Source organism: Flavobacterium plurextorum (genome assembly GCF_002217395.1).
Classification (GTDB): Bacteria; Bacteroidota; Bacteroidia; order Flavobacteriales; family Flavobacteriaceae; genus Flavobacterium; species Flavobacterium plurextorum.
Window position 1 is genome coordinate 168840 of record NZ_MUHD01000011.1, and the last position, 26157, is coordinate 194996.

14 protein-coding genes are annotated in these 26157 nt (G+C 34.5%); 6 read left to right on the forward strand and 8 right to left on the reverse strand.

Annotated features, from left to right (window positions below; genetic code table 11):
* Positions 1-18: 18 nt before the first annotated feature.
* A complete protein-coding gene (locus B0A81_RS05910; protein WP_089057158.1) occupies positions 19-2694 on the reverse strand; it encodes a zinc-dependent metalloprotease in 2676 nt (891 codons plus the stop codon).
* A gap of 199 nt (positions 2695-2893) precedes the next feature.
* Between B0A81_RS05910 and B0A81_RS05915 the strand changes: the two genes are divergently transcribed.
* From B0A81_RS05915 to B0A81_RS05930, 4 genes are all read left to right on the forward strand, one after another.
* Entirely contained in the window at positions 2894-3823 is a 930-nt protein-coding gene (locus B0A81_RS05915; RefSeq protein WP_089057159.1) for a bifunctional riboflavin kinase/FAD synthetase, read from the forward strand.
* 119 nt (positions 3824-3942) lie between these two features.
* Positions 3943-4380 carry a hypothetical protein gene (locus B0A81_RS05920; protein ID WP_089057160.1) on the forward strand — a complete coding sequence of 146 codons (438 nt, stop codon included), beginning with the start codon at positions 3943-3945 and terminating at the stop codon, positions 4378-4380.
* A gap of 174 nt (positions 4381-4554) precedes the next feature.
* A complete protein-coding gene (gene bioB, locus B0A81_RS05925) occupies positions 4555-5643 on the forward strand; it encodes a biotin synthase BioB (RefSeq protein ID WP_089057161.1) in 1089 nt (362 codons plus the stop codon).
* A 79-nt stretch (positions 5644-5722) separates the two neighbouring features.
* Entirely contained in the window at positions 5723-6589 is an 867-nt protein-coding gene (locus B0A81_RS05930; protein WP_089057162.1) for a cupin-like domain-containing protein, read from the forward strand.
* A gap of 6 nt (positions 6590-6595) precedes the next feature.
* Here the strand turns inward: B0A81_RS05930 and B0A81_RS05935 are convergent, their stop codons facing one another.
* Both B0A81_RS05935 and B0A81_RS05940 read right to left on the reverse strand, forming a co-directional pair.
* A complete protein-coding gene (locus B0A81_RS05935; RefSeq protein WP_244281306.1) occupies positions 6596-10450 on the reverse strand; it encodes a T9SS sorting signal type C domain-containing protein in 3855 nt (1284 codons plus the stop codon).
* Positions 10451-10614: 164 nt separating this feature from the next.
* Positions 10615-16185 carry a T9SS sorting signal type C domain-containing protein gene (locus B0A81_RS05940; protein WP_089057164.1) on the reverse strand — a complete coding sequence of 1857 codons (5571 nt, stop codon included), beginning with the start codon at positions 16183-16185 and terminating at the stop codon, positions 10615-10617.
* Positions 16186-16570: 385 nt separating this feature from the next.
* Here B0A81_RS05940 and B0A81_RS05945 point away from each other — a divergent pair, with 385 nt between their 5' ends.
* Positions 16571-17041 (forward strand): regulatory protein RecX, encoded by a 471-nt coding sequence (locus B0A81_RS05945; protein ID WP_089057165.1) that lies wholly within the window; start codon positions 16571-16573, stop codon positions 17039-17041.
* Positions 17042-17426: 385 nt separating this feature from the next.
* Complete coding sequence (locus B0A81_RS05950; protein ID WP_089057166.1) at positions 17427-21626, forward strand: T9SS sorting signal type C domain-containing protein; 4200 nt, start codon at positions 17427-17429, stop codon at positions 21624-21626.
* 76 nt (positions 21627-21702) lie between these two features.
* Here the strand turns inward: B0A81_RS05950 and B0A81_RS05955 are convergent, their stop codons facing one another.
* From B0A81_RS05955 to B0A81_RS05975, 5 genes are all read right to left on the reverse strand, one after another.
* Positions 21703-22872, reverse strand: coding sequence for a beta-ketoacyl synthase N-terminal-like domain-containing protein (locus tag B0A81_RS05955; protein ID WP_089057167.1), 1170 nt, complete (start codon positions 22870-22872; stop codon positions 21703-21705).
* Between the two features lie 102 nt (positions 22873-22974).
* The gene (gene bioA, locus B0A81_RS05960) at positions 22975-24246 is read right to left on the reverse strand and encodes an adenosylmethionine--8-amino-7-oxononanoate transaminase (RefSeq protein ID WP_089057168.1); all 1272 of its coding nucleotides are present in this window, start codon (positions 24244-24246) and stop codon (positions 22975-22977) included.
* Between the two features lie 63 nt (positions 24247-24309).
* Positions 24310-24927 carry a dethiobiotin synthase gene (gene bioD / locus B0A81_RS05965; protein ID WP_089057169.1) on the reverse strand — a complete coding sequence of 206 codons (618 nt, stop codon included), beginning with the start codon at positions 24925-24927 and terminating at the stop codon, positions 24310-24312.
* 119 nt (positions 24928-25046) lie between these two features.
* On the reverse strand, positions 25047-25661 hold the full coding sequence (locus B0A81_RS05970; RefSeq protein WP_089057170.1) for a hypothetical protein: 615 nt from the start codon (positions 25659-25661) through the stop codon (positions 25047-25049).
* Complete coding sequence (locus B0A81_RS05975) at positions 25651-26154, reverse strand: RNA polymerase sigma factor (protein WP_089057171.1); 504 nt, start codon at positions 26152-26154, stop codon at positions 25651-25653. Before B0A81_RS05975 ends, B0A81_RS05970 begins: the two co-directional genes overlap by 11 nt.
* Between the last annotated feature and the right edge of the window lie 3 nt (positions 26155-26157).

The following is a 26157-nucleotide window of genomic DNA, read 5'->3' on the forward strand; positions in this document are numbered from 1 at the left end:
TCGATATTTTATCACCATCTAATTGACTATTATTTTTTTGACTGTTCTTCTATTTCCATCAATAACGGTAACCAGATAGATTCCAGCTGCAATATTTGGCAATTGAATATTTTGATTAAAAACTCCTGTGTTTTCAAAAGTATGTTCGTAAACTTTTTTTCCTAAAATATCATGAACAAATACTTTACAGCCAGATGAGGACTGACTTTGAAACTGAATTGCGAAGCTGCCTTTATTTGGATTTGGATAAAGTGCGAAATCAATATTTTCGAAATCATCACGTCCTAAAGTAAAACTCTGAGTACAAATATTTACAGAAGCTGAATTAATGGTTCCAAACATTCCCGAAACAGCATCACGAACTCCAAAAGTCCAGTTTCCTTCGGGATTTTCTCCATTAAAAATACTTAATTGATCTACAGGAATAACAATTTGCTCTGTTATTTTGCTGCAATCTAAAGCGGCACCGGCATCATCAAATTGAAAAATTAAAGTTGAATTTAAACGTGGACATGATTTATTAAACAAGCGAACCACAGTTCCCTTCGGACTTACAATTTGAATTTCAAGGTCTGACATTCTTTCGTGTGTTACATTGACCGAAACATTTACATCGGATACTGCACCAGTTACAGCTGGAACATTAACGGTTTTTGTTGTAAAAGTAGTTCCGCCCGGAATACTAAACGAACTTCCAAAACTATAAGAAGCACAAGCGGTTGATGGAGTATAACCCACCGCAAAAGGTTTGCTGTTTACCGCATAATAAATATTAGCTGCCGGCTCAATCAATATTCTGCAATTAGTTGATGAAGGCACACTTGTTGGAAGTGTGATCGTTTCAGAACCGTCATTTGGAGTATTCGCCGCAAGAACTATTGGAAAAGTTAAACCGCCATCTGTAGATAATTTAATATTTACTTGTGATGAACCCTGAAGTGTATTTGTATTATTAACATTCCAAGTTACAGTTTCACTTAGACCCTGCCACCAGCTTACATCAATTCCACTATGAGAAGTTATGGTAAATGGTCCTGCAGTAGAAACTACATTTACTACCATAGCATCTGTATTGGTTTGTGCCGAATCTGAAACAGCATTATCTCTCCCTGTTAATGTAAAATTTAAAGTTCTCGGGATCGAAGAAACAGATTCCCAAGTTGTAGTAAGTCTGTTGTCTAAAACATAACTCAGTCTTGGCATATATCGAATAGGAGAACTGTTAGGAATTACAGATCGAAACAAAGGTCCGTCTGGTTTTGTTGGATAAGCAATACTCGTTGATCCTGATGTTGTTATCGCATTATCATTTTCCTCCCAATTGAAGGTAACCGTATCTCCATCAGGATCTGAACCGCTTCCTTTTAAAACAAATGCAGTACTAATTGGAATGGTATAATCTAGACCAGCATCAATTACTGGAGGATTGTTTGTTAAACTTGTATTGACAGGACAGCTTTTCCCTGCAAGATTGTTTTGAATCTGTAGAATACTTACGTAGGCAAAATAATCATCTGAATTATCTTGTATGTCATAATCCCCGCTGACTCCGGCATATCCCATAATTGTAGAACCACTTCCCGGCTCTACATTTACGTTAGTTCTTTCGTTAGAATCGTACGAAAAAGTATGACTTGCTCCTAATTGATGACCAAATTCATGTACAACAAAATCAACATCAAAAGTATCACCTTGAGGTTTTCCATCACCTGGCGACGTATAAGCACTTCCTTTTGCCAAAGAATCGCTAGAAGTTGGATTTGTACATACGCAGCCTATACAACCTGCATTTCCGCCTCCGCCAGAAGCGCCAAACAAATGTCCAATATCGTAATTATTGTCACCTATTACGCTTGTTAAAGTAGTTTGAACTTCTTTATTCCAAGCTCCTTTAACTCCTGTTCCTGCATCGGAATAAGGATCTGTCGATGCATCTGTATAAATTACTGCGTCGGTATTTGCAATTAAAACCAGCTTTACGGCCAAATCTTTATTCAAAATCCCATTAACTCTAGTCATAGTTGCATTCATTCCTTCTAAAGCTTTCGCTTTTGTACCGCCAAAATATGCTGTATATTCGCCTGTACAAGACAATGCTAAACGCAGGGTTTTGAAAACTTTTGTGTTTGCTGCTGGTTTTGCTGTTTTACCAAAACTAGTATTGGATATAAGTTCGTCTGATGTTTTACAATCCAGCTTAGCTTTTGAAGTTTTATCTTTAGATGTGAATAAAACATACTCGGTTTTATTTTCTGGATTCTCTTCTATAAATTCGGTAGCTTTATCTACTCTTAAAACCATTGTTTGTATTCCGCTTTCAGAAACACTAAAATGTATTCTAGCCGATTGATCATCTAATCCTCTTCCTTGATACGCTCTAATTTCTGGGTATTTGGCTTGTAATTCAGGTTCAAAATTTGAGGATTCCCAAACTTGAAACCGCTCTAAAACTCCGTTTGGATTTGGAATTGTAATTTCTGCGGTATTATTTACTGCTGATTTTTCAGTTGTTTTTGCCAATTTTGATGTTAAAAAACCAGTATTCAATTTATAATACTGTTTACCCGAATCTAAAACTACTGTCTTTTTACTTAAAGTTGAGGCCGTATTAACTTTCTGCCACAAATCATCACTTTGAGCCTGCAATCCTGACCAACTAAAAAGTAAAAATAAGAATAGTAGTGTTTTTTTCATGACAAGATGTTCTTTACGAAATCAAAATTAAAGGAATTAAATCAAATTCTTACTTTTAACCGACATTTAATATTTTTTAATCGACAAGTCTCACTTTTTGTCGTCAAAGGAAACTTAATCTTCTTAAAAAAAATCAATTCGCCTTAGCCTGAAATTTAAAATAGATAGTATAAATTTGCAGCATCTTAAATTATTTGTTTTGAAGCTCTTTCATTCTATAAACGATTTTCATTCGACCAAGAAAACAATTTTAACTCTTGGTACTTTTGATGGTGTGCATATTGGTCATAAAAAAATTCTGGAACGAATTACTCAAAATACCGAGAATGGCAAATACGAAAGTTTGGTGCTTACCTTTTTTCCGCATCCAAGAATGGTTTTACAGGAGAAATCAGAAATAAAACTTTTAAACACAATTGCTGAAAAAACAAAACTTTTGGAAGCGACGGGAATCGAAAATTTAATCATTCACCCTTTCGACGAAAGTTTTTCGAGATTAACTGCCGAAGAATTTGTGCATTCGATTTTAGTAGATCAATTTCATATTCAAAAAATAATTATTGGCCACGATCATCGTTTTGGAAGAAACCGAACTGCAAATATTGATAATTTAATTGCTTATGGTGCTGAATATGGTTTCGAAGTTGAACAAATTTCAGCACAAGAAATTCAAGATGTCTCTGTAAGTTCTACTAAAATTAGAAAAGCTCTTACTGACGGAAAAATGGATTTAGCCAATGAATATCTAGGTTACGACTATTTTTTGAGCGGTAAAATTGTAAAAGGAAAGCAGCTTGGAAGAACAATTGGTTTTCCAACGGCTAATATAGAGATTGAAGAAGATTATAAACTGATCCCAAAAACAGGCGTTTATGCTGTTAAAGCACTTATCGATCAAAAGGAGGTTTTTGGAATGATGAATATTGGGTTTAATCCAACTGTAAATGGGCAAAAACAAACTATCGAAGTGAATCTTTTTGATTTTGATGCTGATATTTATGACAAAAAAATAGAGGTTTCCTTATTGCATTTTCTTCGTGAAGAACAAAAGTTTGGATCGATAGATTTACTGAAAGAGCAGTTAAATCAAGATCGAATAAATGCACTTGCATTTATAAATCAATTCTAAGAAAATCTTAAGATATACTTTTCTTTAATTTTAAACCATCGTAGTTATTTTTTTAGTAAATTTGATATACAACTCTGTTTATCAAAACTTTACTATTAACTTCTTTAAAAATAACCACTATGAAACTACCTAAAGAAATAACCAACGGTTTTTTGATATTCCTCGGAATTGGCATTTACTTTTTATTGATGAATGTATTGGGTTTAGCTGATTTGTTTTATCTCCGTGTCTTAAATGTATTTTTTATATTCTGGGGCGTAAACAGAACTATGCAAATGAATCTTCACGAGGGAGAAACGAATTTTGTATCTAATGCTGTTTCAGCAATGGCAACTTCAGTGGTTGGTGTTGCATTGAGCGTTTTCGGATTATTAGTATATAGTTACGCACGAGGCGGCGATGCTTATGTGCACACATTATCAAAAACTTTTATGTTTGGAGGAAATCCTTCTGTTCCAACTTACTGCATCTGCTTGCTTTTTGAAGGGCTTGCTTCATCAGTAATTGTTACTTTGTTGATGATGTTATATTGGAATAATAAATATGTTGCTGATTAATAGATCAGAATAAAAACATTCTTTTAAAGACACTCTAAAATCATAAAACACTTACTATGATGATTTTAGAGTGTTTCTTTTTTTTAAATAACCCGTAAATATTCATTTCGAGTATTCATTATTGCCGATTAGGACAATTTAATTACTTTTGAAGCTTCAAAAACAATGTATTCGATGAGCATTACAAAACACAACTGGACCAAAGACGAAATAATCGCAATCTATAATAAACCTTTAATGGATTTGCTTTATGAAGCAGCGACGATTCATAGACAACAACATGATCCGAATGTAGTTCAGGTATCTACCTTACTTTCGATCAAAACGGGCGGCTGTCCTGAAGATTGTGGTTATTGCCCGCAAGCTGCACGTTACAATACTGGTGTTGAAGGAAATGATTTAATGAGTGTAAGTCAGGTAAAAGCACAAGCTTTGCGTGCAAAATCAAGCGGGTCTTCTCGCGTTTGTATGGGAGCGGCTTGGAGAAATGTAAAAGACGGCGAAGAATTTGATCAGGTTTTAGAAATGGTTCGTACCATTAACAAACTAGACATGGAAGTTTGCTGTACTTTGGGTATGATTACTGAAAATCAGGCACAGCGTTTAGCCGAGGCTGGTTTATATGCATACAATCATAACTTAGATACTTCTGAAGAATATTATAAAGACGTGATTTCTACACGTGGTTTTGAAGATCGTTTGCAGACTATCGAGAATGTTCGTAAAACAAATGTTACGGTTTGCAGCGGTGGAATTATTGGTATGGGAGAAAGTATAGAGGACAGAGCTGGAATGCTTGTTGCTCTTTCGACATTAAACCCACAACCAGAATCTGTGCCAATTAATGCTTTGGTTGCTGTTGAGGGAACTCCAATGGAAGAGGAAAAACCAGTTGAAATTTGGGAAATGATTCGTATGGTAGCTACAACTCGAATTGTAATGCCGGAAACTCAGGTTCGTTTATCTGCTGGAAGAACAAATATGACTCGTGAAGGACAGGCAATGTGCTTTTTTGCAGGTGCAAATTCAATTTTTGCGGGTGACAAATTACTAACTACGCCAAACCCTGATGTGAATGAAGATATGAAGATGTTTGAAACATTAGGAATGGTGCCTCAAAAACCTTTTATCAAAGTAATGCAGCCGAAAACTGTTGAAGCAGCCGATTCTCAATTTACTTCATTGGGTGAAAAACCTAAATGGTCAAGACCTGGACATACTATCGAAAAAAACATTGAAGCTTCGGTTAAATCAAAAATTTAACTAATAGAGCTAAAATCTCGATAAATATTCCTAAATTGATTATAACTTGTGTGTTATAAGCAATTTTTTTATTTAGAAGATGGAGTTAAAACAAATCGAAAGGGTAAAAAAAATCTCTAAGGCCGATTTTATTTCCCAGTATGTAAAAAAACAAATCCCAGTAGTTGTTGAGGAACTGACCGAAGATTGGCCAGCCTATAAAAATTGGAAACTTTCTTATATAAAGCAAATCGCAGGAGATTTAATTGTGCCTTTGTACGATAATAGACCGGTTAATCATGAAGACGGTTTTAATGAGGCTCATACTAAAATGAAAATGAGCGATTATATAAATCTTCTGGAGGAAAAACCAACAAATTATCGCATCTTTCTTTATAATTTAATGAAAGAAGTTCCTGCATTAAATCACGATTTTTTATGGCCTGATATCGGTTTAAAACTTGTAAAACAAATGCCGATGTTATTTTTTGGCGGCGAAAACTCAAAAGTGTTCATGCATTTTGATATTGACTATTCGAATATTCTTCATTTTCATTTTCATGGAGAAAAACAATGTATGCTTTTTGCTCCTGACCAATCTAAATACATGTATAAAGTACCTCACGCTTTAATTTCTAGAGAGGATATAAATTTTGATGATCCTAATTACGAAAAATTCCCTGCTCTTAAAAATGCAAAAGGTTACATTACAAACTTAAAACATGGCGAAATGCTGTATATGCCAGAAGGTTATTGGCATTATATGAAATATTTAACTCCGGGATTTTCTATGAGTCTGCGCTCATTTCCTAAAAACATAACCAATTTATCAAAAGCTGCTTATAACGTTTTTATTATGCGCTATTTTGATATCATGATGCGAAAGGTAAAAGGACAAAAATGGATTGATTATAAGAATGAAAAAGCGATTCAAAATACTCATGAAAAGCTGCAAAAAACTTTTTAAGAAAAATTAATGAAAAACAATCTTTTGAGCTGTTGATTTTCCACTTTCAAAAATCACGTTGATCAACAATATCTGATCGCTGGATTTGAAATTTGTAATTTGGTATTCTGTGTTGTTGATTGTTTTGTTATTGAATAGCATTTTCCCTGAAACATCAAAAACGGACACTTCTTTCATAATATCTTTTGTCGAATTTAATTTTATATTTTTTCCTTTAACCGAAACGTAAAGTGAACTTTCTTGATTCTTAAACTGATCCGCTTCTAATGTTTGTATATTATACCGAATCGTAAAACGATCTAAAAAAGTTCCAGCTGTGGTTGTAAATTTATAATTGCTCTCCAGAAGATTATGCATTATATTTTTGGTTTTGTCTTCTAAAAAAACCGCTTGAGTACTCAAATCACCATCGGCATGATCAATTGCAATTGAAAACTCGCCGGCAATTGTTGAACTATAACCCAGAGCCACAAAATCTGATTTTGAAAAAGGTAAGGTACGACCTTGAATTACAAGTTTTTTATCGTCAACTAAACTATAAAAATCAACAAATTGATTTCCATCTAGTGATTCGGCATCATAGTTTATATCATAAGCGTTAGTGGCTTCATCCATATATCCTATCAAAATTTGTTTAAACGCTCCTTTTGAATTTTCAAAATTCAGCCACAATCGATGCTTCTCTATTTTATTACTATTTCGAAAACTTCCCTCATTGAAAGGTTTAAAAAAAGTATTATTATTTCCTTGTATCCTCATGCTGTTATTAAATTCAACCGTTCCGAAAGCATTACTTGTAACAAAAAATGATTGCCCTGAAGCTATTTTACCATCAGGAATCGTTTCATTTACCCCAAAAGATGATGCTTCAGTACCAACTCCACCAACCAGATTATAGACCGCATAATCATCTGAATTATATTCAAAATTAGTAACTGGCGTATGGTGTGTCCAAAAGTAAAATGCGCCTTTTGTTTTAAGATTGTTTTTTTTCAAAAAAACTACAGCGTCTATTGCTGATGGATAAGGATTTCCGATTAAACTAAAACTATCTGTTTCTCCTAACGCTGCTTGTACTTTTCCATTATTTGGGATTCCTTTAAAAACTGCTTCATAAACTGCTCTTGATGTTATTGAAAAATCCTGTGGTCCTCTTATTGCATATCCTTTTCCTAATAGCATATTATTTATTCGTGGTTCTTCGATCCAACCTGTGGCAGTATCATATGACAAATATTTATCAAACAAGGTATTGGGTGAAACATCTATTAATTTTTGATTAGCGACAGGTGAAGACCAAAACGTATAATCGTATCTTAAAATTGGTTTTGTTTTTCGAAAAAGATGAATAATTCCAGTATTCACATCACTATCGTCTGTTTGATATAAACTTGCTGTATCTTCTAAAACTAATGTTCCTAAGCCTGAATAGGAAAATTCTATACCTAAAGTATTTCCGCTTAAAAGCGTAACTGTTTTATCAGGTTCAATTGTACAGCTGCAAATATCAGCTGAAATTAGATTGGGGAAACTTTCTTTAAAAAGCACTTCTTTTCCGCTGGACGGATAACCTTTTGACCAAGAAAAACCATCCCAAATTGTAGAATCTACACATAGTTTTAATCTTGCAGCTCGATGTTTAGAAATGCCGTTGACTAAGTTAAAATCGCCGCCTATTAAAAGTCTGTAATCATTTGTAAAATTTAAAGTTAAAAGATTTTTATTGAGCTCCACATCAAATGAGTTATCAAAATCGCCTGTTTTCAAGAGTCTTATTAATCGCAATGCCTTACTGTTTTTATAAGTTCCTGAAAAAGCGCCTCCAACTAAAAGTTTATCATCTGGCTGTACCAAAATACAACGCACATCACCTTTACTAAAACCTGTTCCAGAAGAAAAACTATCGTCTAGACTTCCATTAGAATTTAGACGAACAATTCTCTTTTGTGAGGAACCTTTAAATGTCAAAAATGTACCTCCTGCAATTATTTTACCATCTGATTGCATTGCAAGCGTATAAACGTGTTTATCAAAGCCAATACCTATATTAAAACTTAAATCGATACTTCCATCTTCATTTAACCGAACTAAATGAGGATATGACTGTCCGTTAAAAGTTGTGAATCTGCCTCCTGCCACTATTTTTCCGTCTGGCTGAATCAAAATATCTTCGATCACAGCATCTGCACCAACACCGACGTTAAAAGTAAAATCTCGAGATCCGTCTGGCAGTAATCTTACTATTCTGGCGGCAGTTAAATCATTATTAAACCGAGTGAAATTGCCAGCAGCAATAATTTTATTGTCGGGCTGTAATGCTAAAACATAAACTTGGGCATTAAATCCTGTTCCAATATTAAAAGTATTATCTAAAGAGCCGTTTGGCAGTATTCTAGCAATTCTATTAGAAACTGCGTCGTTGTACTTTGTAAAATTTCCTCCAAAAACAATTTTACCATCTTCTTGAACTACTGCAGTTTTTATTAATTTATCTGCTCCTGATTTGCCTCTGTTAAAATCTGAATCAAGTGAACCATCATCTAATAACCGCGCAATTCGATTTACTGGTGAATTGTTGAATTGACTAAAATTGCCAAAAACCATTGTTTTTAAGTTTGCTAATGGTAAAATCTTTAATACTGAATTATCAAAACCAACTCCTGCTGACAGATAACCTGTATCAAGTTCTCCACTAGAATCTACTTTAGCCAAACCACCTTGATTTTGTCCATCAAAAACAGCAAATGAACCACCAATAAACCATGATCCTTCTTGATCTTTTGCTGCTGCAAAAACGGAAGCTGATCCAGGTCCTGAACCCAAATCAAAGTCTGATTTTACAGTTCCATCAGCATTTAAAAGTACTGCTCTATTCACCTCATCATTTCCATATTTACTGGAAAAGGATCCTCCAACCATTATATTTCCTAAAAGATCTTCTTTAATTATTTGTACTGAACCATTGCTAAAACCCGATTTTTGAAAATTTTGGTCTTGTGTGCCATCTTCATAAATACGAATAATTCTATTTGCAGTATTTCCGTTATAAAGTGTAAAGTTACCTCCTAAGAGAATTTTTCCGTCTAGTTGAACTGCAATGGCATTTACATCATCATTAAAACCAGAACCAATATTAAAACTGTTATCAACACTTCCGTCAGGATTTAAACAAATTATTCTATTGCTTAATGTTCCATTAAATGAAATAAAATTCCCTGTAATTAAAATTTTTCCGCTTGATAGAATTCTAACATTAGTAATATTTGTAGAAGAGCCGGTTCCTGTCATAAAAGTTCGGTCTAAGGAACCGTCTTGAAGAATTCGTGCGATACGATTTACTGTCACATTATTATATTTTGCAAAACTTCCAACGATGATAATTTTCCCATCAGACTGTTCTGCCATACTATAAATAATACCACTGCCGGCGCCCACTGAAGTGTCAAAAGTTGAATCACGAAAACCATCGGTATTTAAGCGAATTAATCTTCCAGAATTTGCTGTGTCATAACTTGTAAACCCTCCGCCAACAATTATTTTTCCATCGAGCTGTAAATAGACTGTATAAACTTTACCATTGAATCCTGTACCAACGGAGAAACTCTCATCGATTGTTCCGTCAGGTTTTAAACGTATTAAAGATGAAGATGGAATTCCGTTTAAATTGGAAAAATCGCCTCCGACTATTAAATTATTATCGGGCTGTAAAAGCAAAGTTCTAACAGCGCTGTCGAAACCATCGCCTTTTGAACCATCATCGAACGTATTAAAAGCGGCATCCAATTTTCCCTGCTGTGCACTAATGAAAGTACTGGAGAGAAAAGAGACCAAAAACAGCGGGTAAAATAGCTTTTTTATCAAAACAAGAATGTAAATTGTTTAATTTGTAAGAATTTACCGAAATTAAACTGTTCTGGTTTTAAAAACAATACCCACTTTTAGTGATTTTTCATGTTTCTGACTTAAACAAAAAATCCATCTGTATTAATCAACAGATGGATTTTTATAATGTCTAAAAAAGATTTTTAGTGAAAAATAACTTTTCTTGCAGCGGTAAAATCATTCTCTAAAGTAATTTTTACAAGTAAAACTTGATTGCTTGACTGTAAATTTGAAATCGTAAGTTCTGTATTTCCAACTTTCTTTTTTTGATATATTAGTTTCCCCGAAATATCATAAATAGATACTTCTTTAATTGGTTCTTTTACTGCTGTAACTTTTATTACTTTGTCTTTCACAGCTACTAAAAGGCCATCTTGAATATTTTCAAAATCTCCTGTTCCCAACGTTTTACCTGAAGTATAACGCAGTACAAATCTTTTATCAAAAGTTCCAACTGTTGTAGTAAAAGTGTAGTTGCCAGCTGTTAAATCATGAATAATATTGGTCGTTTTATCTTCTAAATAAACGGCTTGACTATTAAACAATCCATCTGCATGATCTATCGAAATTGTAAAATCGCCGGCAATCGTACTTTTGTAACCTAGCGGAACTAAGTCATTTGTATTAAAAGGCAGTGCACGTCCTTGAATTGCCATTAAATCTGTATCTTCAATACTGTAAAAATCTAAAAACTCATTTTCATCAAGAGTTGAAGCATCAAAATTAAAATCCCAGCTGTTTGTCGCTCCCTCAACATAACCAACTAAGGTTTGTTTAAAGGCTCCTTTTATATTGCTGCAATTAAGCCAAATACGATTTTTTTCGACCTCAGCAGTTTCTGCAGGTTTGAAAAAAGCAGAATTTACGCCACTTAATCGCATATCGTTATTAAAAATAATGTCGGTTCCCGCGTTTGGATAAATAAAGAATCCTTGTCCTGCTGCAATATTTCCATCGTTTGATGCCTGAGGATCAGTTACAGTACCACCGGTTCCTGTGTAAACAGCATAATCATTACTTGAATAATAAGACGAAACATCGTTAGGATCTGCAGTTCTAACCGGCGGCGATCCATGTGTCCAGAAATACAATGGCCCGATATGACTGTAAGTACTTAACAGTTTATCTGCTTTAATTGCTGATGGATATGGATTACCAATTAAATTCCATTGATTGGCTGTTGGTGTAACAGGAACATCTCCATTATTTGGAACTCCAATAAAAGATGCAGGATATATCTTTTTAACAAATGGAGAAGGATCATATGTCTGTGGGGCTCTTACGTTATAACCTTTACCTGGAATCATAACGACTCCTCCATTTGGATGTATTACCCAACCAGAAACGGGATCGTAACTTGTGTATTTATCACCTAAAGTATCAGGAGACAAATCATGAAGTGTAAAACCTGACAACAGTGTTAATGGTGAAGACCAAAAAGTAATATCATAACGATAGACCGGCGTGGTATTTCTTTTGTAAGTAATAACACCTGTATTGGGAACATTGTCTTTTTGTACTAAACTCGAATTATTCTCAAAAATTAAAGATCCGCCTGTATTGACATTTACTGAATTTGTGACATTTAGTGTTTTTCCGCTTTCAATTATTAATGAACCTTTGTCGGCTATCGATAATTTATAGGTATAAAAATCCGTTGCAGATGCCGTTTGTTTAATTGCTGGTTTATTAGCAATTGAAGTAAGATCTGGTATTGTAATACAATCTGTAAGCTGCGGAGCTCCATTTGGTGTCCAGTTTCCAGCTGTGCTCCAGTGAACATCGACAGATCCATTCCATACTTTAGTTGTTGGAGCATTTAGAGTTACTGAAGCTGCCGCCGAGATACAACCCGTTGCATCATCTTTTACTGTTACGCTATAAGATTGTGTTGTCGATATATTTCTTGTAAAAACTCCTGTATCATTACTATAATTTGATCCATCAATACTATAATGATAACCGCTGTTAGGCGCTGGATTTGTTACTGTAATTATTGCTGTATTATCTGCGCATGAAGCTTGCTTAGTTACTCCTGCAGTAGGTGCTGTTCTGCCAACATTAAGATTAATAATTCCTCCTAAACTTGCAGCACAAGAATTAGCCTGCTGTGTTGTAACTGTGTAATTTCCTCCTGCTGTTGGTGTACCACTAATTGTTACTGTTTTTGCTCCTGAGTTTGGTGTAAAATTCAATCCAGCTGGTAAACCAGTAACATCTACGCCTGTTGCTGCTCCTCCCCAAGTATAAACGATAGGACTTATAGCAATTCCAGAACAAACCGTTTGCGTTGAAGAGCCGCCGGCGCTGGTTAAAACCAATGTTGAAACTGGGTTTAGCGTTATTGTACCTCCTAAACTTACAACTGTGCATGGAGATGCCTGCTGCGTTGCAATAGTATATGTTACTCCTGCTGCTGGTGTACCGCTAATTGTTACTGTTTTTGCCGGTAGATCTACTGAATACAATGTTGTTGGTAAACCTGTAACCGCCACTCCTGTTGCTCCTCCGCCCCAAGTATACACAATAGTTGCTAAAGCAGTTCCTGAGCAAATTGCTTGACTTGCTGATCCACTGCTTAAAACCAATGTTGAAGCTGGATTTACAGTAATTGCACCGCCTAAACTTACTGCCGTACATGGAGATGTCTGCTGCGTTGCAACAGAATATGTCGTCCCTGCTGCTGGTGTACCACTAATTGTTACTGTTTTGGCAGTTGAGTTTATCAAATACATAGATGACGGCAAACCTGTAACTACTGCTCCAGTTGCTCCTCCTCCAAAAGTATAAACTATAGAGCTTATTGCTGTTCCTGAACAAACAGTTTGATTGGCAGAGCCACTGGTTAAAACCAATGTCGAAGCTGGATTTACAGTAAGAATTCCCGCATTAGATGTTGCTGAAGGACTGCAAATACCACTTACCACGCAACGATATCTGTAACTATTTAATGCAACTGCCGCTCCAGTAATATTTAATGTTGCCGTTGTTACATTTGAATAAACTGCTGTATTGCCAAGGTTACTAAAAGAAGTTCCACCGTCTGTACTAACTTGCCACTGGTATGTTAACGTACTTCCGGCAGCTGTAACAGTAAATGATGTATTATTACCTGCGCAAACAGTAGCATCTATTGGATGACTTGAAACTGATGGTACCGTATTTGTTACATTTATTGTCCAAGAACCAGTAGTTGAGCACCCTCTTAGTGAAGTTGTCAAATTATAAGTTCGAGCAGTTAGTCCAGTTAAACTTATAGAATTACTTGTATAACCAGCCGGGCTCGAAGTCCATGAGTATGAGTAAGGATCTGTCCATTTTGGAGTATTTACAAATGTCCCTGTTGGAACGGGTGATAAACTTCCTACTCCCGAAACTGTGGTACCTGTTCCTTCTATAAAACTATAACCCGCAAGTAAACCGCTTAAAGAAGCATCATACTCCACAAACCCTGAGGAAAGTGTAGAGATTTCTCCAGTAGAAAGCACTTTGTTCCAAAAGCCCAATTTGAATACTTCCCCTGTTAATCCAACCCCAAATTCATCCATTACACCATAACCAATTTTTGTGGTAAAACTAGTATTTGAGCTATAATTTGATGTAGCACTTCCACCCGATGCTTTTAGTACTCCATTAATATACATTTTTAATCCTCCTGTCTGACCATCTCCTGTAACCGCAATATGATACCAATCATTTGTAGTAAACTCAGATTTCGAAATCTGTACTGAACCTCCTGATTGAGTCCAACATTTCAAAAAATCTCCCTCAAAACCAACTTCAATAGCATCATTCTGCCCAAAAAGAGACATTCTATCAATGTACTTCGTAGGATCATATTTTATCCATCCCTCTATACTAAAAGTACTTCTATTACTAAGAATATTTGAACCAAAATTGATATACTGATTATTAGCACTAATAAAAGCTAAAGATGCTGGAGCCACTATAGTATTAACCGTAATTTTTCCTGTAGCATCCAAAGGACAAGAAACATTTTCGGGTGTAGCACTTGGTACTGGCGGTGAACTATATTTATAAATTAAAACTGGACCACCAGACATTGTCGCTGTACAAGATGCTGTTTTTGAAGCTAAAACAGTATAAGTTCCAGTAGTATTAAACGCTCCAAAAACTAAAGCATTACCTGTACCAGATAAAGGAGTCCCTACATTCACAGTACCTCTTAACAACTGATAACTCACGCCTATTTCTGACCCGCTCAAACCTATAGTCGATCCTGCTTCAGAACTGCAATAAGCTTGATTTAGATTAGAAGCCGTTACACTTACTGAGTAATTAATTGGTGTAGTACAAGTTGCTGTAGACGTCACACTAATTCTTCCTGTAGTAGCTGAAAAATATGTATTATCTTTATATGTCGCCGAAGATGATAAACTTCCCCATGTACCTAACGCAGAGATTGCGCCACCCAATGTCAATGTTTTTGTACTGTGCAATAAATTATTAGCAGCATTCGTATTTAAATTGGCAACTATTCCGGAGTTTATAATCAAATTATTTGAGATTGCAACTGCTGTATTTGGAAATGTTTTAACTGCTCCCGCAGTACCCGAAAATAATAAATTATAAAAATTTAAGTCTACAAAAGTTTGATTAGCACCATATAATTCAACGGTTCCAGTACCAGGTGTAAAATTAGTACCTGTGCCTGTAACATTTCCAGCAACTTTTAAAGTACTAGTGCCTCCTTGAAGTGCTCCAGAATTCATAGCCCATCCACCTGTAAAAGTATGAGTAAAACTTCCCAATGCCAATGTTGATCCGTTATTTACTCCACTTATTACCAAACTACCTCCGCTTACAGCTCCCGTAAATGTAGCTGTTGTGCTTCCACTTTTTGACATCGTTACTGTACCAGTAGTTGTAAAACCAGCAATACTTTGTGTATTTCCACCGCTAATGGTAACATCTCGATTACTAAAATTTAGTACTCCTGTTCCTGTATTAGCTAAGTTTCCTTGTATTACTAAATTTCCCGAAGGAGCAGCAGTTGTACCACTTCCTGAAAAAGTAAGATTTTGATATGTAAATCCAGTACTTATAGTTGGTGTTGCACTATAATACTCTACTGTAAAATTTGTTGGAATTGTTGGAGAAGCAAATGAATAATTTCCTCCCCAAGTTGAAGCTCCTACTCTCAAGGTACCTGCTGTAAGAGTTGGTGCACTAGATGTTGTAAGCAAAAACGTATTTGCATCAAAAGTACCAGCAATATTTTGAAAAACACCAACTGTTAATGCGTTAGCGAGCGATAACGAACCACCTGTTTTATTAACAGTAAGTCTTCCTGCGGCTCCAATTAGTCCAGAGAGTGTTTGAACATTTGCTCCTGTAAAAATTGCCACAGGTCCAGTCCCTGCAGATGTACCAGTAAATGACCAATTTCCATTTAGCGAAATGCTTCGTGTAGAATCATTATTTGTATTTCCTTTCCATGTTCCAGTACCACTTACATCTCCGTTTACTGTAAGTATATTGTTTGCTACCATATTTAATGTTCCCAGAATAGAAACACCTGCACATGTTGGGCTTCCATTTGTATTAACCGTGGCTGTCGAAACAATAATTACGGGGTCATTTGCAGCAGGCACCACTCCTGTCGTCCAAGTAGCTGGAGTATTCCAATTACCTCCAGACGCAGTACTTATTCTAGTTGTTTGGGCAAATGAAACATTTAAAATAAAAAACATCACCAAACAAAATAGTCTTAAACTTGGGGAAAAAGTTTTTTTGGCTGTGGGGTACAAAAATTCAACACTCAAAAGTAAATTTTGAATCATAATAAATTGGGGGATTTATTTAAATTTGTTTTTGGTTTTATAGAAACCACCACAACCAATTTATTTTTTAGATATAAATAACTTTGGATCTTATTTACATTAAAAAAATAAAGGCTAATATTCTGTTTTTCACACAGTCTATAATGTGTAATTCTATAGTACAAAAATATTTAATTTCAGAATATAGACAACATTTTACATGTTTTCTTTTTAAGAATAACCTCTATTTTCTTTAAAAATTTAACAACAAAATGACTATTTTTAGCAATAATAGTTAAAAAGAAAGAAAAAACACATGAATTCAATTCACACTCCGAAAGAAGCTTTACAGAAATTAGAACACTTTTGTGCTTATCAGGAGCGTTGTCATGATGAAGTTGTATCAAAACTTTACAGTTTAAAAATGACTTCTGACGAAATTGATCTAATTCTGGTTCAATTAATTGAAGGCAATTTCTTGAATGAAACACGTTTTGCCTGCAGTTTTGCCAGAGGAAAACATCGCATTAAACATTGGGGTAAGCTTAGAATTACAAATGAACTGAAGTTTCGAAATATTTCCAGTACAAATATCACTCTTGCACTCAAAGAGATTTCTCAAGAAGAATATATTGAAACTTTTGAAAATCTTTCTGAAAGATCTTGGAATAGTATACAGGAGAAAAATATATTAAAAAAACGCAAAAAGTTCTGCGACTATATGCTCCGAAGAGGATATGAAAGTAATCTGGTTTATGAAAAGGCCAAAGACTTAGAAAGCCTTTAAATCGAGCTGTCATTTTACAAAATGACATTAAAAAACTACTATGTTTTAGAAAAAAACCTCTCTATTTGATAAGAAAATTCATAATTACTTATTGAATATCTTCTGCGAAATAAACGCTCAACCTCGCGTTTTATCTGCTTTTTCTTCAAAAAAAATTCAAATTATGGCTCCAAATTGCGATTTTTTCAATTTTAAAAGCCATTGTTTTATAGGAATTTCCACAGAACCTTATTTTTCCTTTTACTCTTTGTCGACTATTTAGGCATTTCATCGATTATATAAGTCAGTTGAAAACCCTCTAAAGGTCAATGACGTAGATGTATTTATCTTTGCGCCGGCTTAAAAAACCTTATTCCAGCACAATAATCTGATAGAAACATTTAGCATGATTAGAACTCTACTTTTCTTTTTACTATTACCTTTTTTTGGATTTTCACAAGCTCTAAGCGGCGATTATTTTATTAGTAACTCAAATCCAAATGATAAATTTAAAACTTTAGAAAGTGCCATTACTGAAATTACCAAAAAGGGACTTTCTAAACCAGTTACTTTTCAATTAGAAGAAAGTCAATTGCTCTCTACTCCTCTTGTCATAAAAGCGCTCTCTGGATCAAGCGCCACAAATACCTTAACAATTAAACCAAAAGAGGGTGCCAATATTAGAATTTCTGGAAATTTTTCTAAAAATGGAGTCATTGTTCTTGATGGAGCCGATAATATTATAATTGATGGTAATAATGGTCATACAGATAACAGCCTAAAAATCTATAATACTTTTGATATAAACGACAGCTACAATGCTAGAATGGGAATTTGGCTGTACAATGGTGCTGACAATAACAAGATTCAAAATCTAACTATTCAATTAAACATTCTAGGTCCAAAAATTGGTACTTATTCAACTGGCGTATTGGCTGGAAGCAGCAATATTGAAGGCAATGGCAATAATAGTTCGAATACTATAAGCAATGTAACTTTTACAGATGTTAAACAGGCTGTAATTGTGAACGGACAAAATCAATCAAACACAAACTGGACAATAGAAAAGAACAAAATAGGCTCTACTGATAATGATACTAAACCATTTTTAGGAATCTACATGCAAAATGTCAACATCTTTACTATTTCAAATAACATCATCAAAGGCGTTAGACTTCCTAGCTCATACGGAGGAAAGAGTCTAAACTCTGGAATATTTTTAGAGAATTCTAATTCTGGAGTTTTAACTAAAAACCTCGTTTCAGACATAGAAAATGGTGCAGGAAACGGCTTAGGTTATGGTATTTGCGTTGTAGGAAACAACAATTTAATCAATGAAAACACCATTTCATCTTTAACTTCGAGCTTCAATGGAAGTTACGGAATAAAATCTGAAGGTAACCAAACTACAATTTACGGAAATAGAATCACTTCTGTTTTTGCCACATCAGGTACAACTGCCGCAGGAATACATTTTTCAGGAAACGACCAATTAGTGTACAATAACTTCGTAAATGACGTAAAATCTAATGGTGGAGGTAATGCTTCAAGTCAGGATGGATTTGGAATTTATATTAACAGCGGTTCAAATATTAAACTTTATCACAATAGTGTAAAACTTACTTCAAATCAAAACTCAGGATCATCAGCTGCGTTATACATTAAAGACGGATCTGGTTTGGATATTAGAAATAATATTTTTGCTAATATGCAGACTTCGGGCAGTATGCGTTTTGCTATTTTTTCAGAAGTATCAAACCGAAATAACTTTACATATTTAGATTATAATGATTATTACAGTACTCAATTTTTAGGTTGTTTTGGCAGTTACTACACTTCTACAAATCGAAAGTTAGATCTTGACAAATGGAAAGAAGCTACTTTGAAGGATGGTGCATCAAAATCTTTTGCTCCAATTTTCGCAAACACTACTGATCTTTACTTAGCTAAAAATAACAGCGATAATGAAAATTTGTCTGGAAAAATACTTTCTGAAGTTCCTACTGATATAGATGGAACAAAAAGAGTAAAACCATATATGGGAGCCCATGAAATTGAATCTTGTATTCCTGAAGGTGATCAAACAAAATTTGGAACTGATTCTTGGATTGGTTATGTCTACACTTACACCAGTGAAAATGCTCCAAATCCTTCTACTCCAACAACTTTACCAATTTCCAGCGATGCTGCTTACATAGGAACTGTTACTGAACCAAAATTGTTTGACAGAAACGTTGGTTCAAACCAAATAACTGGATTAACAACCAACATCAAATGTATTACACCGCCCTCGGATCTTTTCTTTGTTCGATACAAGATGCAAACTACCATTCCGGCAGGTAAATACAATTTTACAATTGGAGGTGATGATGGTGTAAGACTTTATATCGACAACAAACTAATCGATCTCGGCCCAGTAGTTTCCTGGGGCGATCATAGCTATAGCCTTTATGCAGCGCAAATTTCTTTAGACGGTAAACCTCATTCTTTTGTTTTAGAATATTATGAGAAAAAAGGCGATGCAAGGGTTTCTTTTTCATATGGAGAAATAAAGGGAGACGCTGCACTTCCTTATGGTATTGATAAATGGAATGTTTATGGTTTTACGGTACCCGATATAAGTTTACCCGCTTCTGCATATGCTGGATCTTATGTAGATAACCATTTAGACATAAACACTCAACTGCTTTGGAATGCAGATCAATCACCTTCTTCTTATTCAGGATGGCAGGGTGCGGCTATAGCCGATAACAATTTTACTATTACCTACAAACGTCAAGGATTCCCTTGCGGCCGTTATCAAATAGAACTTGTAAATTGTGACGATGTAGGAAGAATTTATCTTGACGATAATCAGATTTTTGAACAAAAAAGTCACACAACAACCTCAGTAATAATTAATAAAGGTGAGATTTACGAGCTAAACAAAGATTCTAGAATTGAAATACGTCTTTTAGAAGATGCTGGTAATGCTAATATTGCCGTAAAATTTATTGAAATTCCAACTATTTACGACGGAACAGGTACTCCTCCAACAAAAAATACTGCAATAACAATTGCTGCTAATATGACTTTAAAGACCGATCTTGAAGTTTGTTCTTGCACGATAAACTCTGAGGTTACTCTTACTGTTCCTTCTGACCGTACTTTAACCGTAAATGAAAATATAACGGTAGCTTCCAAAGGAAAATTACTAATCGAAAATGGAGGTTCTTTAATGCAGAGCAACACTAGTAAAACATCTTATTCTGGAGATTTTAAGTCTTTTGAGCTTCAAAGAAACACAACTCCTGTTTATCGTTATGACATTACTTTTTGGTCATCACCAGTTACAGAAGCTTCTGCTTTTACACTGCACAATTTATCTCCTGATACTTTAGGCGATAAATATACAAGCTATGACCCATTTTCAGGATGGGTAATACATCCTTATGGTGCAAAAGTTATGATTCCAGGAAGAGGATACAATGTTAGAGCACCACAAACTTATGACGTGACCATTACGAATAAAAAAGTATACACAGCTTCTTTTGTTGGGATTCCGAATAATGGAGACATTCCTTTTACGCCAACTGCAGATCATTGGAATTTAATTGGAAATCCATATCCGTCATCTATCAGCGCTGATGAATTAATGAGTACTTACGATCATATTGGACCATTATATTTCTGGACACACGGATTACCGCCTTCTAAAACAAATAATCCTAACGATGTTTCGTCTTATTATTCAAGTGATGATTATGCCGTTTATACGGGAACTGGCGGAACAGTAACAGATCCTAAAGGAACTAACAACGGAAATATTGCTGCGGGACAAGGTTTCTTTATTTATCCAAATGCTGCAACTAAAATTGTTTTTAACAATGATATGCGTTTAGGCGGTAAAAACACAGCTTTTTTCAAAAAAGCACAAACTGCTAAAACTGAAAAAAGTCGTTTATGGTTAAATTGCAGTAATGCAGGCGGTGCTTTTAAACAAACTTTGATTGGTTATGTTGAGGGCGCAACAAACAATTGGGATTTTAATTATGATGCATCGACACTTGACGAAAATGCTTACTTAGATTTTTACAGTATTGTTGATACCGACTTAATGGCAATTCAGGGTCGTGCGCTTCCTTTTGACAAGAACGATTTAATATCGCTTGGTTATAAAGCTACAATTGGTGGTGAATTTACAATTTCGATAGATCATGTCGACGGATTGTTTGATAACCAAGTCGTTTATTTAGAAGATAAAACAACTGATGTTATTCATGATTTATCAGCGGCTAATTACACCTTTAGTACGGCAGCCGGAACCTTCGATAAAAGATTTGTATTGCGCTTTACTGGTAAAACATTAGGCACTGGTGATTTCGAAAACATTGAAGACGGACTTTTAGTAGCTGTAAAGGATAAATCAATAAAATTAGTTACCTCTAAAGAATCAATTAAAGAAGTTTCTATTTATGATATTTCGGGAAAACTTCTATATCAAAAAAAGAAAGTAGGAAGCACAGAACATACTGTTTCAAATCTGCAATCAGGCAATCAGATTCTGCTTGTAAAAACAATTTTAGAAAATGATTTCTCTACAACCCGAAAAATTATTTACAGATAAAGCATTTCTTCTTTATAGAAAACAAAAAATCCATTTACCTAATGATAAATAGATTTTTTTGTTTTATGAATTAAAACTATGGCTTTTCTATTAAAATACTAACAGCATTTCCACCAAAACCAACCGCATTAATCAAGACTTTTTTAATTGGTTTGTCTTTAGTTATTCTTTTTGAGAAAGGAGTTTCGATAAAAATATCATGTTCCATCATTAAAAGCGCAAGCTCTAAACTCAATATTCCGGAAGCTCCAAAAGTGTGTCCAATTTTCCATTTATTAGTCGTCAACAAAGGCTGTTTGGAACCAAAAACTTTTTCAATTGCACGAAGTTCTGTCAAATCGCCTTTAATTGTTCCCGGCGCATGCATCACAATAACATCTACACTATCTAAATCGGTATCTTTTAAAGCCATTTTCATAGATTTCTGAAAACAGTCAGCTTCCGCCGAAATTGAAATATTATGTTCTAAAATTTCAGTTGCATAACCCACTCCTGTAACATACGCAATCGCATTTTCTTTTTCTCCAGATTCTAGGCAACAAACTGCCGCGCCTTCGCCCAAAATCATCGTGTTTTGCGTTTTCTCAAAATCAAAAGCAAGATTGGGCCAAGAATGGCTTTCTTGATCGATACGCGAATATATTTTTAGCGCACGCATCTGTCCGATAGTAAAATCTGTAAGAGGCGCTTCACTGCCTCCTACCAAAAACTTATCAGACATTCCTGATTTCAACCATGCTACGCCATTTAAAAGTGAATGTAATGCTGTTGAACAAGTTATTGAATGTGAAATTTCAGGTCCTTCACTTTGCAAATCGTGTGCAATCCATGACGAAATATTCCCCAAAGTTGTTGTAGGCGATGCTAAAGTCTGTGCTTTTCCAGTTTCGATATACTCTTTATAATGTTTTTCAAACAAATCTGTAGCACCTCTTGAAGATCCAATGTTTATACCAAAAACATCTTCGGAACTCCAACCTGCATTTTGAACTGCTTTTCGTGAAGCAGCCAACGCAAACAAAACTGAATCGTCTAAAAACTTATATTTAGGATCTGATTCCCGTATTTGAGCAATCAATTGCTTTGAATCCGTACTCAAAGCCGCAATAAAAGTATCTTGCTGATCTAAAAATTGTTTAGTAAAACAATGTTTTCCGTCTAGATATTTTTTCCAAACTTCATCTTTATTACTTCCTAAAGGAGAAATAGATGAAAAAGCTGTTATGGAGATTTTTTGTGTATTCACATTATTTTATTTAACCGCAAAGTTCGCAAAAGTTTATACAAAGTTCACAGAGTTTCAAAGTAAAAAATAAAACCAGATCATTACCTAAATAAACCTAGAGAACTAGACCATTTCAATGGCTTCTTCAATTATTTTATATACTTTTTGAAGCTGTTCATTAGTCATAATATAAGGCGGAAGAATGTAAACAATGTTTCCAACTGGACGCAGAACTACTCCGTTTTCAATGAAAAAATTATAAAGCTTTGTTCGCATCGAGCCATAATAACTTTCTTCTGAATCTGATTTAATTTCAACTGCAAAAATAACTCCCAATGTTCTGGCGGTAATTACTTTCGAATGGTTTTCTATCTTCTTTTGAAATTCTAAATGACTCGCATTTATTCTTTCAATGTTGGCCTGCATTTCTGCAGTTTGCAATAAGTCTATACTTGCCAATACTGCAGCACAACCTGTTGGATTTGCAGTAAAAGTATGCCCATGAAACAATGCTTTATTAATATCATCATCATAAAAGGCATCAAAAATATCTTGAGTAAAAGTCGTAATTGCCATAGGAATAGTTCCTCCAGTTAAGGCTTTAGACAAACAAATCATGTCTGGCTCTTCAGAAACGTAATCCATTGCAAATGTTTTTCCTGTTTTACCAAAACCAGTCATAACTTCATCAGCAATTGTCAGCACTTTATTTGCCGCACAAATCTGAATTAATTTTGCCAGCGCTTCTGGTTCATACATTACCATTCCTGCCGCACCTTGCACCAATGGTTCAAATATAAAACCGGCACAATTATGATTTTGAATTACATTCGTCAAAGCATCAAAACTTGCCTGTTCCTGTCCTTTTATCGGCACCGGAATTCGAACAACATCAATAAACATTCCCTGAAAAGCCTGTGTATAAAAAGAGATTCCGCTTGCCGCCATTGCCGCAAAAGTATCACCATGAAAAGCATTTTCGAAAGCAATTATAGTAGTACGCTTTTCATTTTTATTGAAAAAATATTGCAAAGCTACTTTTATTGCTACCTCGACTGCGGTAGAACCATTATCAGAAAAAAAGATCTTCTGTTGGTTTTTCGGTAAAATTTCAATCAGCTTTTCTGCTACTTTTATGGCTGGCTCATGTGTAAAACCGCCAAACAAAACATGCTCTAGAGTTGTTAATTGCTTATAAACAGCATCGGCAATAAATTTATTACTGTGTCCAAAAGGATTTACCCACCACGATGCAATTGCATCAATATATTCTTTACCGTTTTCATCCCACAATAAAGCGCCTTCACCTCTAGAAATTGCAATTGGAGTTTGAGCTGTTTTGTGCTGTGTATAAGGATGCCAAAGATATTGGCTGTCTTTTTCTGTTAAAGTCATAGTGGTGACATGTTTTTATGTTAGAAGTGAAATGAAAGCATTTTGCTTTTTACAAAACACATTTTACATTTTTAATAGATTCTCTCGAAACAAATCAGCATATTCGCGAATTACATTTTGATCAAAATAAGGTTCTTCGTCGATTCTTCCAATGAACTTAATCCCTGTTCTGTCTAGAATTATACTTTCTGTTGCTTTATTTTCGCTTCCGCTGAAGATAATTCCAGCAACTTCAAAACCTCGATTCTGAATTGCTTCAATCGTCAATAAAGTATGATTGATACTTCCTAAATAATGTCTCGAAACTACCACTATTTTATATTCCGGCTGAATTAAATCAATAATAGAATCTTTGTCATTTAAAGGAACAAAAATACCTCCTGCACCTTCAATAACTAAATGATTATTGGTTTTAGGTTCCTGAATTTGTTCTAAGTCAATTTTGATCCCGTCAATCTCTGCAGCTAAATGCGGACTTGCAGGCGTATTCAATTTATAGCTGTTCTCGAAAATTTGAGATTTATTATTCGAGATTTTGATTTTGATTTTATGACTGTCTGAATTATCTAAATCTCCTGCCTGAACAGGCTTCCAATAATCAGCCTCTAAGGCTTCAACAATAATAGAAGACGCAATTGTTTTTCCAACATCTGTTGAAATTCCTGTAACAAATATTTTCATAATTTTCTTGTTTCACAACTATTCAAAAAGTCTTTTTATTTCTAAACAGCTATAGAATAATTTCAACAAAAGTACCAATAAAAACAAAACCCATCATGACGATGGGTTCTATTATTCGCTTATTCTTCTTTTAATTCATCTATGACTTTTTTAATTTCTCGAGCGTATTTCCCGTAAAAAAAATGTACCCACCATTCTAGAACTAATCCCATACTTAAAATAGAAGATGTAACTGCTGCAAAAACACTAATCAATTGAGAATTGCTAAAGTTTGCGATCTCAAATCCTGGATCTTGTGAAAAACGGTTGTATAAAAACCCAATTAAAAACAAAACAATAAAAGGAGTTAATGCAAATCCGAAGGTTTTATACAATTCCATGTTCAACCTAACATCAAAATAAGTTTCATACAAACTGTCTTTTGTTTTTAATGTAATGTTATTTAATCTCTTGTAGAACAAATACAGCTTTACTAAATAGTACGCACAAACAGCCACAAATATGCTAAAGAACAAATAAAACGGCGCGATCCATTTTTCTGGAAAAGCGAACAAAAAAGGTGCAAATCCGTAAAGAATTACTGCTGCGCCCTGATAAAGCAATTCGTTTTTAAGATTCTTTCTAATCTTGTCCAACGGTGTATTTGCTGACTCAATTTTTTCTAAATTATTAGGAACAACAACATTATCTGTCTTTTCGTTATTCCATGCGTTTTGTATATCGTTAAAATCCATATCCTTGATTTTTAATTATTTCTTTTAATTTCTCTTTTGCTCTGTTTAATTTCACTCTTGCATTTCCCTCTGATATTCCTAGATTCTCCCCAATTTCTTTATGAGAGAAACCTTCGAGTTGATAAAAAATGATCGCTTTATCAATTTTTTCTAATTTTTGAACCGCTTTATAAAAATGATCGATTTGGCTTTCTTTAATATGCGAATCTCCTTCATCTTCCTTGATGTTTTCAGAAGCGATTTCATACTTATCCACTTTACGTTTTTCCTTCCTTAAGAAAACAATTGCTGTATTTACTGCAACCCGATACATCCATGTCGAAAACTGACTTTCGTTTCTAAAAGAATCATACGATTTCCAAAGCTGACAAATAATCTCCTGAAACAAATCTTGTTGATCATCATGATTATCCATGTACATTTTAGAAACTTTGTATAGTATTCCTTTATGACTTTCGATCCGATTTAAAAATTCTTGTTCTTTTTCTTTCAAAAT

What these genes read in the sequence shown, in the direction of transcription:
- B0A81_RS05910 (WP_089057158.1), bottom strand. Translation starts at nt 2,694, where the DNA reads ATGAAAAAAACACTACTATTCTTATTTTTACTTTTTAGTTGGTCAGGA.
- B0A81_RS05920 (WP_089057160.1), top strand. Translation starts at nt 3,943, where the DNA reads ATGAAACTACCTAAAGAAATAACCAACGGTTTTTTGATATTCCTCGGA.
- bioB (WP_089057161.1), top strand. Translation starts at nt 4,555, where the DNA reads ATGAGCATTACAAAACACAACTGGACCAAAGACGAAATAATCGCAATC.
- B0A81_RS05930 (WP_089057162.1), top strand. Translation starts at nt 5,723, where the DNA reads ATGGAGTTAAAACAAATCGAAAGGGTAAAAAAAATCTCTAAGGCCGAT.
- B0A81_RS05940 (WP_089057164.1), bottom strand. Translation starts at nt 16,185, where the DNA reads ATGTTTTTTATTTTAAATGTTTCATTTGCCCAAACAACTAGAATAAGT.
- B0A81_RS05945 (WP_089057165.1), top strand. Translation starts at nt 16,571, where the DNA reads ATGAATTCAATTCACACTCCGAAAGAAGCTTTACAGAAATTAGAACAC.
- B0A81_RS05950 (WP_089057166.1), top strand. Translation starts at nt 17,427, where the DNA reads ATGATTAGAACTCTACTTTTCTTTTTACTATTACCTTTTTTTGGATTT.
- bioA (WP_089057168.1), bottom strand. Translation starts at nt 24,246, where the DNA reads ATGACTTTAACAGAAAAAGACAGCCAATATCTTTGGCATCCTTATACA.
- bioD (WP_089057169.1), bottom strand. Translation starts at nt 24,927, where the DNA reads ATGAAAATATTTGTTACAGGAATTTCAACAGATGTTGGAAAAACAATT.
- B0A81_RS05970 (WP_089057170.1), bottom strand. Translation starts at nt 25,661, where the DNA reads ATGGATTTTAACGATATACAAAACGCATGGAATAACGAAAAGACAGAT.